Raw genomic sequence first — 12,361 nt, forward strand, 5'->3', positions numbered from 1 at the left:
GGATGCGCCCACCTCACCGCACATCCGCACGCAGCGCACCAGGCTTGCGATACACATAGCCGGACGGCTCGGCGTCGCCCTCGGCCGCCGCGCGGATCAGGGCGTGGTCGGGCGACAGCCGGCACGCCGGGTCCGTTCGGGCCGCGTCGCCGGTGAGGGCATGGGCCTGGCAGCGGCAGCCGCCGTGGTCCTCTTCGCGGCGCGCACAGCTGCGGCACGGTTCCCGCATCCAGTCGGTGCCCCGGTACTGGTTGAAGGCAGGGGACTGCTCCCAGATCCATGCGAGCGTCCGGTCACCGACATTCGGCGCGTCCAGGCCGGGCAGCGTCGCGGCCGCCGGGCAGGGAAGCACGGTGCCGTCGGGAGTCACGGTGAGCGAGACCGCGCCCCAGCCCCCCATGCACGGTTTCGCGATGCCCTCGACATAGTCGGGGACGACCCACACCAGCTCGGTGCGGCCTGCCAGCCGCTCCCGCCATCGCGCCACCGCGTCCGAGGCGCGGGACAACTGGGCACGGCTCGGCATGAGCGCGCCGCGATTGCGCAGGGCCCAGCCGTAGAACTGGGCGTTGGCCAGCTCGATGCGATCCGCTCCCCAGGCCAGGCCCAGTTCCACCACGGCGTCGATGGCGTCGAGGTTGTCCCGGTGCAGAACGACATTGACCCCCAGCGGCAGACCCGCCTCCCGCACCAGTTCCGCAGCCCGCGCCTTGTCCGCGAACGACCGGCGCCCGGCGATCCGGTCGGAGGCCGACGGGTCGGCGTGCTGTACCGACAACTGGACGCTGCGCAGCCCGGACGCCACGAGTCCGTGCAGCCGGGCCGCGTCCAGCCCGGTTCCGCTGGTGACGAGCTGGGTGTGCACGCCACTCGATTCGGCGGCGGAGACGATCTCCTCCAGGTCCGGTCGCAGCAGCGGTTCCCCACCGGACAGATGGGTCTGCACCACTCCCAGCTCCCCGGCCTGCCGCATGACGTCCTGCCACTGCGCTGTGGACAGTTCACGAGAGCGGCGCGTCAGCTCCAAGGGATTCGAGCAGTACGGGCAGTGCAGCGGGCAGGCGTGGGTCAGCTCCGCGAGAAGCGCCCAGGGAGGCGGCACGAGGGTCATCGCAGCCAGCCCTCCGCGCGCAGCCGGTCCAGGAACGCCGGGACGTCAGCGGCCACCGGTGCGTCAGGGAAGCGCGCCGCCAGTTCGCCGACGATCCGGCTGACATCGCGCTCACCGTCGCAGAGACCGAGGACACCGCCGGCGTGCCCTTCCAGGACCACCACCCGTTCCGGCATGACCAGCAGGTCGGCGTCACGTACGCGGTCATGCCGCAGCGCGACCCCCCGGGCGAGCCTGGGGCGCCACCGCCGCTCCACGTCACAGGGCGAGGATGTCGTGGTCACCGTGGATCCTCTGGCCGGGCATGTTCCACGGCATCCAGCAACGACCACAGCACATCGCACTTGAACTCGAGCGCCGCCACCGCCCGCTCCTGCTCGGCCCTGCTGCCGGCCCACCGGAGAACCAGATCCATTGCTTCACCACTGTCCTTTCGGCCCTGCTGGACGCGCGCCCTGAAATAGGCCAGTCCGTCGCGCTCGACCCACGGGTAGTGCTTTTCGAAGGCGTCCACACGCCGCCGCATGAGATCCGGAGCGGACAGTTCGGTGAGCGATGCCGCGACGGCCTCCAGCTTCGGCCGCAGTCGGCAGAAGTTGACGTATCCCTCGACCGCGAGACGCACACCGGGCAGTACCCCCCGTCCGGAAAGGAGGTCGGACCGGTCCAGGCCGGCCGCCTCACCCAGCCGCAGCCACCGCTCGATTCCCCCCTCGTCGCCTTCACGGCCGTCGTGATCCTCGATCCGGCGAAGCCACATGCGCCGCAGGTCCGGCGAACCGAGTTTGGCGGCGATCAAGGCGTCCTTGACCGGGATGTGCTGCTGGTAGTCAAAGCGATTGGTGATCCAGCGCCGTACTTCCGACGGGCTCAGCGTGCCCTCGTGCATCCGCACGTTGAACGGGTGGAGATGGTGGTAGCGCTGCTCGGGGACCGCGCGCAGGCGTTCCTCGAACTCGGCCTGCTGCCAGGGCCGTTCCGTTTCCATGACGGTCACAGCGCGATCTCCATTCCGTCGGCCGCCACCTCGATGCCCAGCCGGGCCAGAGTCTTGTGCTGAGGCGCGGCGGGATCGACAAGAGGGTTCGTGTTGTTGAGATGCGTATACAGACAGCGCGCCGGCAAAGAGGCGACGCGCCGAGCCGTGCCCTGCGGCCCGTCGATCGACAGATGCCCCATGGCGGTCGCCGTCCGGGCCGAGAACCCTGAGCGCCGGGGCTCGTCGTCATCCCAGAAGGTGCCGTCGAGGATCACGCAATCGGCCTCGGCGACGGCCTCCTCAAAGGCGTCGGACCATACGCCGAGCGCAGGGGCGTAGACGGCGGTGCGTCCGGTGGACCGGTCGGTGAGCCGGAGCGCTGTCACCCAGTGGCCGTCATCACCGGGCGCTGCCCCGTCCTCCACGGCATAACGGGGCCGCTTGCCGGAGACAGGGATCGCACTGACGTGAACCGTGGACTGCGTGCCGAGTGGTTCGGCACGGCCGCCCGCGGGCAGCTCACGCCACGTCAGTTCGGTGTACGGGGCGAGCAGTGGCCCCAGGTGCTGCCGGTGCAGTACCGCATGCCGCACCGGCTCCGTGCCGAGCAACTCAAGTCGCCCGGCCTCCCGCAGCCGCGCGATGCCGAGTGTGTGGTCGAGTTCGGCGTCGGTCAGCACGACCCCGGCCACCGGTGTGCGGCGCTGCTCAGGTCCAGGGTGCAACTCGACGCACCCCTCGATCTGTTCGGCGATGTCAGGTGTCGCGTTGACCACGTACCAGCGGCCTTCGGCCGCTCTGACGGCGAGTGAGGCGTGCAGGCGGCGGCGCCGCGGATGTGCGCGCGCCCCGGAGCATTCCGGGCAGGCACAGTTCCATTGCGGTACACCGCCGCCGGCCGCGGTGCCCAAGACCTTGAGCAGCATGTCCGTGGCTCCGCTAGCGGGTGGCCAGGGCGTAGGCGGTGACTTCGAGCGCGGTTTCCACCACCACGTATCCGGGTGTCTGCCAGGCCTCGGCATGGGCGCTGCCGGTCCCTGCGGGGGGAAGAACCTGGGTCGGTTCCGCCATCAGTTCCGCGGGGTCAATCAGCATGATCTGTCCTGCCTTTCCGAGAAGGAATGGAACATTCCTCGCCCACCCTTGGCCACCCCTGACGCCCGCGCAACCGGACCCATCTCATCGGATCAGCGGCGCGTCTCACTTACCTTAAGTTAATAATTGCCTACGCTCCGTCACGACAACGCCAACGCCGAGCCCTCCTGGAGGGTGCAGAATGTTCAGTTTGACGATCCCCCGGAGAACGACCAGCGGACGCCGACTCCGTGCGGTGATCTCTGTCGGGGTCATGGTCGCCGCGCTGCTCGCAGGCTTCACCAGCCCGAGCAGCGGCGCGACCTCACTGCCCAGGAACCAGGAGCGTGCGGAACCCACCGAGGTCCGCACCCTGTCCACGGGCTGGACCGTCCCCTGGGGCCTGGACTGGCTGCCGGACGGCTCGGCGCTGATCGGCGAGCGCGACTCGGCCAAACTGTTCAGGCTCACCCAGGACGGTGAAAAGACATTCATCGGCCCCGTAGCGGAGGCCTCCAAGGAGGGCCTGACCGTCGATATCAACGGCGGCCTGCTGGGCATCGCCGTGTCTCCCCACTGGGAGCGGGACCACTACATCTACGTGATGCACACAGCCGCCGACGGCAACCGGATCGCGCGGATGACGTACGACGGCTCCGCCCTCGGGAACTACACCGTGCTGCTTGGCGGGATCCAGAAGGACGAAATGCACAATGGCGGGCGTCTGAGGTTCGGCCCCGACGGTTACCTCTACGCCACCACCGGGGACGCCCGGAACGGGGCCCTCGCACAGGACAAGCGCTCCCTCAACGGGAAGATCCTTCGGCTGACCACCAAGGGCCGACCGGCCCCCGGCAATCCGTTCGACTCGTACGTCTACTCCTACGGCCACCGCAACCCCCAGGGACTGGCGTGGGATCCGCAGGGCCGCCTGTGGGAGTCAGAGGTCGGCGAGAACACATACGACGAGCTCAACCTGATCGAGCCCGGAAAAAACTACGGCTGGCCTGAATGCGAAGGTTCCTGCACCAAGGAGGGGGTGGCCAACCCCAAGGCGGTCTTGTCCCCTTCGCAGGGCGTACCGAGCGGGATCACCTACGCCAACGGCGACCTGTACATGACGACCATGCGGGGCAAGAGCCTGTATCGCTTCCCCGTCGACGGTGCGGACGTGGGCACCCCGGTCGCGCACTACCAGGGCCAGTACGGTCGGCTGCGCGCCGTTGAGAAGGTCCCGGGCAAAAACGCACTCTGGGTATTGACCACCAACGCCGAAAACAACGGCGGGCAGCCCGCCGGTTCCGACCAGGTGCTCGAGGTGGAGCTGAGCGGCGGGCGACTCCCGCTGGACAATGTCTTCGGAGCCGGCTCCGTCTTCTGACCCACATGTCTCGTCACCCGGCATCGGGCCCGCACCTCGGGGAAGGAACGCGGGCCCGGCCCGAACCGACCGGCGTCAACAGAATCTGAGCGTCGGACAATCAAGGCCCAGGTCAATCGACCGGGGCCTCTTTGTTTCTCGCGGGGCATGTCCGTGCCAGGTGTGTCAGGTCCCACTGCTGTGCGCGGTCCGGGTCCCTTCCGTCACATCGGTCACAGCGGTTACACATCTTCGCAAGAGCATCACACCCTGTGCGCATCGCCTTCGGAAAGCGTCGATAGCGTTACTGGCCGCTCGATCTCGCGTGCGAACGTGACCACATGCCCGGCGTCCCGGCGGCGCAGTCAGCCACAGAAAGATCGAAGATGGACTACTGCTCCTCGTGCCGTCGGACCCTCAACGGAGCGCTGGTGTGCCCGGGTTGCGGCGCGTACGCCCCCGACATAGCCCCGCCCGCGACGACGACGTTCTCGTCGGCCTCGCCGCATCCGGCTTCCTCCGCCTCCTCGTCGTTCTTCGGGGTGTCCCCCTCCGACGACCAGGGTCACAGGAGCGGCTCCGCCGGTCCGGCCGACTCGTTCGACGACTTCGACGCCTTCTCCGCCGCCAAGGCCTTCGACCTGGACGACGCCGGCAGTGAGGCCGCCGCCGCGGCCGACGTCTCCGCGCCCGTGGCCGCCTCGCAGGGTGGTCGCGCCGCCCGGCGGCGGAAGCTGGCGCAGTGGAAGAAGAACAAGCGCCGCGCCGTCGCCGCGACCGCCGTCGCCATCGTCGGTGGCGGGCTCACCATCGCCGCGCTGCCGAACGACGCCTCCCCCGACCGCACCCACGCCTCCGCGGCCCCGGACCCGGTGGCCACCTCGCCGGCCCTGGCCAACACGGACTCCGCGACGGACACGCCGGACGACCGCGCCTCGCGGAGCGGCAGCGACCGCGCGGACAAGGCCACCGGCCCGCGCCACGCCCGCCCGTCGGGCGCGCCCGCGCCGTCCGCGACCGCCGCGCCGACCGGAGCCCCGCGCCACGCCGCCCCGGCCCGTAGCGCCGCGCCGCACACCGCCTCCGCGCCGGCCGCCGCCGCGCACACCGCCGCCCCTGCCCCGCAGACCTCCTCGCCCGCACCGGCCGACCAGTCCGGCAGCGGTACGAGCACGGGTTCCGGCTCGGGTACGGGGTCGGGGTCGGGGTCGGGTACAGGTCCGGGTTCGGGGTCGTCCGGCGGGGACCAGGCGACGACGCCCGCGCCCGCACACTCCACGGCGTCACCCGAGCCCATCTGCGTGCTCGGCCTTCTCTGCGTCGGCTGAGCGTCGCCGCAACGACCGAGGCCCGGCCCGGGGTTCTGACCCCCGGGCCGGGCCTTCGCGCGTACCGGCGTGAACGACTCCTCAGGCGCCGCCCTCGGACTCCCACAGGGTCTCCAGCGCCCTGGTGGGCCCGCCCAGCGAGCGCACATGCTCCAGCGCGGCACCCACGAACGCCCGCAGCCGGCCCGTCTCGTGGTCGGTGGGCCAGATGAACGCGTACTCGATGCGGGGAGCATCACTGAACGGCCGGAACGCCAGGCCGGGGCGTGCGTAGTACCGCACGCCCGCCGCAGCGACCGGCGTCACCCCCTTGCCCGCGAGGACCAGGGACAGCGCGTCCTCCCAGTGCGTGATCGCCTGGCCGTGCGGAATGGGCCGCCCCGACGGCGTCTGCCGCGGGAAATGATGGTCGAGCCAGTGGGCCGGCACCGGCCTCGTCACCGTCAGCAGCGTCGACTCCGCCAGATCCTCCACGCTCAGCGTCTCGCGCCGCGCGAACGGGTGCGCGGACGGCATGAGCAGCACCCGCGGCTGCGACAGCAGCACCGGCCCCGCCGTCAAGTCGGCCTCCGTCACCGGGAGTTCGGTGACCTGGAGGTCGATGTCCCCGGCGCGCAGCGGCCCGTACGGGTCGGATATCTGCACCTGGCGTATCTGCACGTCCACGCCCGGATGACGGCGCGCGAACACCGCGGCGACGCTGTGCAGCAGATGGCCGGTGAACGCCCCCGAGAAGCCGATCCGCAGCGTGCCGGTGATCCCCCGGCCGGCCGCTGTGGCCTTGGCGATCTCCTCCTCGATACGGCGCTGGGCCGGGCCGATGCCGTCCCTCAGCTGCTCCCCGATGGCCGTCATCGTCACGCGCCTGCTGCTGCGCTCGAACAGCTTCGCGCCGATGCGGCGCTCGACCCGGGCGATGGTCTGGCTGACACGGCTCTGCGAGACACCCACGCGTTCGGCGGTCCGGCCGAAGTGCAGTTCCTCCGCCAGCGTCAGAAAGATCTCGATCTCCTGGCGTTCCATGCCCTCCCCGTCCCCCGGCCTCGCGCCCCTCGCCGACCCGCTCACCTCGGACGATGAGCCCGGCGAATCGATCGTTGCACAGATCGTTCTTGTTGCGCAGGTGCCCCGATTCGATGCTGGTCAGGCCCGATCGCTGACGAAAGGTCCCCCCTGATGGCTGTCACCGAGTCCTCTCCGCCGACCGAGACCGACGTCCTCGCCCCGCCACCGCCGGCCGCCGACGCCGGCCCCGCGGACGGCTCGTTCAGCACGCGGGGGCTGCTGGCCCTGATCACGCTGTGCTGCGCGACGTTCATGTGCGGCCTGGACTTCTCCATCGTCACCGTGGCGCTGCCCGACATCGGCGGCAGCCTCGGCTTCTCCTCGCCCGGCACGCTCCAGTGGGTCGCCACCGCGAGCCTGCTGCCCTCCGCGAGCCTGCTGCCGCTGTTCGCCCGCGTCGCCGACCTGGTGGGCCGCAAGAAGCTCTTCACCTGCGGCGTCGCCCTGTTCACCCTGTTCTCGCTGGGCGCGGCCGTCGCGGGCAGCCCCGGCGTCCTGATCGCCACCCGCGCCGGCCAGGGCACGGCCGCCGCGATGATCGCCCCCGCCGCCATCGCCCTGATGACGGGCTACTTCCCCGAGGGCCCGCAGCGCGCCCGCGCCCTGGGCCTCAACGGCGCCGTCATGTCGCTCGGCTTCGTGCTCGGCGCGCTCGGCGGGGGCGTCATCACCAGCGGCTTCAGCTGGCGCTGGACGATGGTCGTGCTGTGCGTCATGGGCGCCGTCGCCCTGGCCGGCGCTCTCGCGCTGCCCGTGATGCGGGAGTCCGCCGCCGCCAGGCGCATGGACATCCCCGGCGCGGTCCTCGCCACGCTCGGCCTGTTCGGTCTCGTCTTCGGCATCTCCAACGGCGGCGACAAGGGCTGGGTCCGTCCCGACTCGCTCGGCTCCGTCGTCGGCGGCCTCGTCCTGCTCGGCGCGTTCCTCGTGGCCGAGCGGCGCCACCCCGAGCCGCTGATCCCGCTCGGCGTCCTGGCCCGCCCCACCGTCAAGTGGTCCGGCCTGTTCGGTGTCGTCACGTTCGGCATGTGCGCCGGCACGACCGTGCTGCTCAGCCTCTACATGCAGGACGTCCTGGGCTTCACCCCGCTCCAGGCCGGTCTGAGCTACCTCGGTGAGGGCGCGGCCGCGATGCTCGGCGGCCTGTACGTCTCGAAGCTGCTCGGCCGGTTCGGCGGCGAGCGGGTCCTCGCGGCCGGTCTGCTGATCCAGGGCGCCGGCACCGTCGCCATGTTCACCCTGCCGCAGAGCGGCAGCATCGCGCCGCTCGTCATCACGTCCTCGGTCATGGGCCTCGGCCACGTCTTCGGCGTCGTCTCCTTCATCACCGTCATGACCACGGGCGTCAGCGAGGAGGGCCAGGGCGTTGTCGGCGGCCTGTCGCAGCTCCCGCAGTACGTCGCCGCGATCGGCGTGGCCGGGCTCAGCGCGATCGCCGCTGCCCGCACGCATGCCCTCTCGGGCGGGGCCGGTTCTGATGCGGGCGCCACGCTCGGGGGGTTGCACGCCGGAATGGTCACCGCGGGTGTCATCGCCCTGGTGGGCGGGGGCCTCGCGACGGCTGTGCTGCGCAGGCGCGCCTAGCCGTTTTGTGGGGCGGGAATGTGGTCGGGGGGAGCGTGTGCGCCGTTTGGGCAGTTCCCCGCGCCCCTGATCAGGGGGCTCCCGTGCCTGGTTCTCTGCGGGCGCGCTGTGGCTTGTCGCGCCCACGCGGCGGAGCCGCACATCGATACAGCCCCGCGGCAATTGTCAGGGCGCTGCCGCCGTCGTGTGTCCGCGGGCCGAGCCCGTGCCCGTAAGCGCCGCCCCTTCTGAACATCACCAAGGAGACCTACCGTGAACGACCGGCGACTGCGGCGGCCTTCGGCCGTGTGTTCTCTGCAGGTGGGTGAGCTGAAGGTCAGTTACGTGCCGGACGGCGCCATGCTGTTCAAGCCGCCCGAGCCGCCTCGGGCGGGGGGCGGTGGCGCCTATCTCAATGACACCGCCCATCTCGTCGCCAACACCGGCGGGCTGCTCGTCCAGTCCGGCGGACGGGCGCTGCTCATCGACGCGGGGTTCGGCCCGCACTCCGTGCCGGAGGACCCCGAGCACCCGTACATCGGCGCGGTGCACGGCGGTTCGCTGCCCGGCAATCTGGCGCGGCTCGGGGCACGGCCCGACGAGATAGAGGTCGTGGCCTTCACCCATCTGCACCGGGACCACATCGGCTGGGCGTGCACGGATCCGCCGGTCTTCACCGCTGCCGCGTTCGCGGTGCCGAAGAGCGAGTGGGAGTACCGGCATCAGGTGCCGGGGCCGGCCGCCGGGGCGCCGGCCGCGCTGGAGCGGCGGCTGCGGCTTGTCGTCCCTGGTGAGGAGATCTTCCCGGGCGTGCGGGCGCTGGCGCTGCCCGGCCACACCCCGGGCCACACCGGCTTCACCATCACCTCGCGGGGCCACCGCCTGCTCGCGTTCGGGGACGCGCTGCATTCACCGCTCCAGGTGCGCCACCCCGAGTGGTTCACGGTGGCGGAGGGCGACCCGGCCCAGTCGGAGCGCCACCGGCGCCGGCTGATCAGCGAACTGCAGCGACCGGGCACCCTCGGCTTCGGCATCCACTTCGCGGACGTCGTCTTCGGCCGGGTCGTCCGGGACGGGGCGGGGGAGGGCGCCGACTGGCTACCCGTCTGACGCCGCGCCCGGACCCGTACGGGACAGGAGCCATACAGGACACGACCCCTACAGGACAGGGGCAGTACAGGACAGGGGCAGTACGCGCTTTCCCTCCGGGTCCGTGAACCTCTTGTCGCCCTCGGCGAGCATCTGCTTGACTCCGCGCGCCAGCACGCCAACTCACCGGCGGAGGAAGCCATGGAGATCACCCGCAGACGCCTGCTGTCCGTCCTGTCAGCCGCCGGTCTCCTGACGGTGGTCCCCACCGGCTGGGCGAGCGCCGCCGACGCGGCCGCGGACAGCGCGCGGCTCCTGGCCAACACCGTGGAGGTCTTCGCCGGGAGCGCCGAGTCCAACGCCCGGCCGGAGACGGCCGCGAAGCGCGCCGCGATCGACAAGGCCGCCCGCGCGAACCTGAAGTCGATGGACGCGGCGGGCCCCGGTGAACTCTTCGCCGGGCTCGTGCTCGGCACCGACGAGGGCAGACTCAACACGGCGTACAAGCAGTTGTACGAGATCGCCCTCGTCACGCGCGCGCCGGGCGCGGCCCCGGACCTGTACGGCAACGAGGCGGTGCAGCGCCGCGTCATCGACGGTCTCGCGTGGCTGCACGAGCGTTACTACGGCGACCAGTCCAAGGGCTATTACGGCAACTGGTTCTACTGGGAGATCGGCCTCTCCCAGTTCATCAGCAAGACCCTCGTCCTCCTCTCCGACGAGGTGAAGGCCTACCGTCCGGGCCTCCTGCGCACCTACGTCGCCTCGATGGACGCGTACCTGCGCAACGGCACCGACGGCGACGTGAACCTCGACTCCCGCTTCCACACGGGCGCCAACCTCGCCGACATCACCACGAACCGCATCCTCCAGGGCGCGCTCCTCATCGGGGACGGCGGCGGCGCCCCCGACGGCGAGGCCCGTATCCGCAAGGCCCTCACCGACCAGCTCACGGTCTTCGCGACGATCGACCCGTACGCACTCGACCACGGGGTCACGGACGGCTACTACGCCGACGGCTCCTTCATCCAGCACGCCTCCGTCGCCTACACCGGGTCGTACGGGAAGGGCCTGCTCACGCGGGTCGTGCAGACCCTCAAGATCCTCGACGGCACGGGCTTCGCGCACGGCGGGGAGCTGGTGCCGACCGTCGTGGGCTGGGTGCGCAACGGTTTCGCGCCGCTCATCTTCGAGGGCTGGATGATGGAGATCGTCAAGGGCCGGGCGGTGTCCCGCCCGGACACCGGGTACACCGACGTCGCGATCGTCGTCGAGGCGGTCGTGGATCTGGCGTCACTCGCCGACGCCACCGCGGGCGCCGACGCCATGGCCCTCAAGAGCTACGTCAAACACATCCGGGCCACCTCGCGCGCCGCCCTCGACCCGTCCTCGTTCGTCTCCCCCGTGAGCATCACGCGCTACGCCGACATCACCGGCGACGCGTCCGTCCCCGCCGAGGACCTCAACCCGGCGTCGCGCACGGTCGCGTTCAACTCCATGGACCGGACCGTGCACCGCAGGCCGGGTTACGCCTTCGCCCTCGCGCGCAGTTCGTCCCGCATCAGCAAGTACGAGTACATGAGCGGCGAGAACCTCATGCCGTGGTTCCAGGGCGACGGCGCGTACTACCTGTACCTGTCCGGCCAGGACCAGACGCAGGCATACGGCGTCGACTACTTCACGGCGGTCTCGCCGTACGCGCTGGCCGGCGTCACCGCGCCGGTCGAGGAGCGCCGCACGGTCCCCGAGCTCTATGGAAAGCCGTACTACGACAACCCGGGCCACCCCCTGAACTTCACGTCGTCGTCCGAGTCGCAGAACACGTACGTCTACTTCCCGTGCGGCACCGGCCCGCACTCGGGCGGCGCGGTGCTCGGCGCCTACGGCGCGGCCGCGATGGTGCAGTCGGACGACGTCCCCTACCGGGACAAGCAGAAGGGCGTCCTGCCCGACGACTTCGTGGTCTACCGCAACGCGACGGCGACGAAGTCGTGGTTCCTGTTCGACGACGAGATCGTGGTCCTCGCGGCCGACGTCGGCGACGCGGCGGGGCGGGCCGTGACGACGACCGTCGACTCCCGCACGGCCGCGCCGGACGACCTGACCGCGGTCACCGGAGCGCTGCGTGACGGCCGCCCGTGGTCCGGCGCGGGCACCGGGGACCTGCACTGGCTGCGCTACGCCAACACGACCCGCGGCACGTCGCTCGGCTATGTCTTCCTCGACACCCCGCGCGTGCGGGTCTCCCTCGACGAGGTCACCCGCAGCCGCCGCGTGGTCCGCACCTCGAACCCGGACACGGCGGTGACCCGCGAGGTCCTCGGCGTGACGGTCGACCATGCGGCGGGGGCCGAACCCGCTTGCCTGGCCTACGCGTTGGTGCCCAACGCGGCGGCGGCCGCCCTGCGCTCGTACACCCGCCACGACGGGCCCCTGACCGTCCACGCGAACACACCGCGCCTCCAGGCCGTCACCCACAAGGGCCTCGGTCTGACCGCCGCCAACACCTTCACGCCCGGCCGGCACGAGACGGCGGGCCTGCGCGTCGAGGGCCCGGCGTCGGTGCTCGTCCGGCGCGGGCGGCGCGACGGCGACCCGACCACCGTCGCGGTCGCGGACCCGACGACCCAGCGCGACACCGTGAGCGTCCTGCTCCACGGGCTCCCCCTGAGCAGGGTCACCGCGGACCCGCAGGTGCGGGTGACCCGCGTCCCCGGCGGCACCCGCCTGGATGTGGACACCCGCCACGCGTACGGGCGGAGCTTCACGGTGACGCTGCGCTAGCGGGAGTC

The 12,361-nt window shown here is 71.2% G+C and carries 11 protein-coding genes; 5 read left to right on the forward strand and 6 right to left on the reverse strand.

The genetic code is table 11. From position 1 onward, the window contains the following. Window positions 1-13: 13 nt before the first annotated feature. Genes pqqE through pqqA form a run of 5 tightly spaced genes read right to left on the reverse strand, consistent with a single transcriptional unit; the run spans window position 14 to window position 3,185 of the window. Complete coding sequence (gene pqqE / locus ACWIGU_RS09705; RefSeq protein WP_454399168.1) at window positions 14-1,111, reverse strand: pyrroloquinoline quinone biosynthesis protein PqqE; 1,098 nt, start codon at window positions 1,109-1,111, stop codon at window positions 14-16. Beyond that, the gene (pqqD, locus tag ACWIGU_RS09710) at window positions 1,108-1,395 is read right to left on the reverse strand and encodes a pyrroloquinoline quinone biosynthesis peptide chaperone PqqD (RefSeq protein WP_454399170.1); all 288 of its coding nucleotides are present in this window, start codon (window positions 1,393-1,395) and stop codon (window positions 1,108-1,110) included. Before pqqD ends, pqqE begins: the two co-directional genes overlap by 4 nt. Beyond that, complete coding sequence (gene pqqC / locus ACWIGU_RS09715; protein ID WP_454399663.1) at window positions 1,392-2,099, reverse strand: pyrroloquinoline-quinone synthase PqqC; 708 nt, start codon at window positions 2,097-2,099, stop codon at window positions 1,392-1,394. The genes pqqD and pqqC overlap by 4 nt, the downstream gene beginning before the upstream one ends. A gap of 5 nt (window positions 2,100-2,104) precedes the next feature. Continuing rightward, window positions 2,105-3,016 carry a pyrroloquinoline quinone biosynthesis protein PqqB gene (pqqB, locus tag ACWIGU_RS09720; protein ID WP_454399172.1) on the reverse strand — a complete coding sequence of 304 codons (912 nt, stop codon included), beginning with the start codon at window positions 3,014-3,016 and terminating at the stop codon, window positions 2,105-2,107. A gap of 13 nt (window positions 3,017-3,029) precedes the next feature. Further along, window positions 3,030-3,185 (reverse strand): pyrroloquinoline quinone precursor peptide PqqA, encoded by a 156-nt coding sequence (gene pqqA / locus ACWIGU_RS09725; RefSeq protein ID WP_454399174.1) that lies wholly within the window; start codon window positions 3,183-3,185, stop codon window positions 3,030-3,032. 235 nt (window positions 3,186-3,420) lie between these two features. Between pqqA and ACWIGU_RS09730 the strand changes: the two genes are divergently transcribed. Next, window positions 3,421-4,545: a PQQ-dependent sugar dehydrogenase gene (locus tag ACWIGU_RS09730; protein ID WP_454399176.1), complete on the forward strand. Its 1,125-nt coding sequence runs from the start codon at window positions 3,421-3,423 to the stop codon at window positions 4,543-4,545. 365 nt (window positions 4,546-4,910) lie between these two features. After that, the gene (locus ACWIGU_RS09735) at window positions 4,911-5,852 is read left to right on the forward strand and encodes an SCO2400 family protein (protein WP_454399178.1); all 942 of its coding nucleotides are present in this window, start codon (window positions 4,911-4,913) and stop codon (window positions 5,850-5,852) included. Window positions 5,853-5,933: 81 nt separating this feature from the next. Here ACWIGU_RS09735 and ACWIGU_RS09740 read toward each other — a convergent pair whose 3' ends face one another. Beyond that, complete coding sequence (locus ACWIGU_RS09740) at window positions 5,934-6,875, reverse strand: LysR family transcriptional regulator (RefSeq protein WP_454399180.1); 942 nt, start codon at window positions 6,873-6,875, stop codon at window positions 5,934-5,936. 153 nt (window positions 6,876-7,028) lie between these two features. On the opposite strand from ACWIGU_RS09740, the gene ACWIGU_RS09745 reads away from it, so the two are divergent. The 3 genes from ACWIGU_RS09745 (at window position 7,029) to ACWIGU_RS09755 (ending at window position 12,353) form a co-directional block, all read left to right on the forward strand. Then, window positions 7,029-8,501: an MFS transporter gene (locus ACWIGU_RS09745; protein WP_454399182.1), complete on the forward strand. Its 1,473-nt coding sequence runs from the start codon at window positions 7,029-7,031 to the stop codon at window positions 8,499-8,501. Window positions 8,502-8,753: 252 nt separating this feature from the next. After that, complete coding sequence (locus ACWIGU_RS09750) at window positions 8,754-9,590, forward strand: MBL fold metallo-hydrolase (protein ID WP_454399184.1); 837 nt, start codon at window positions 8,754-8,756, stop codon at window positions 9,588-9,590. Between the two features lie 180 nt (window positions 9,591-9,770). Then, window positions 9,771-12,353, forward strand: coding sequence for a polysaccharide lyase family 8 super-sandwich domain-containing protein (locus ACWIGU_RS09755; RefSeq protein WP_454399186.1), 2,583 nt, complete (start codon window positions 9,771-9,773; stop codon window positions 12,351-12,353). The last annotated feature ends 8 nt before the right edge of the window (window positions 12,354-12,361 follow it).

The organism is Streptomyces sp. NPDC055400, from assembly GCF_053644375.1.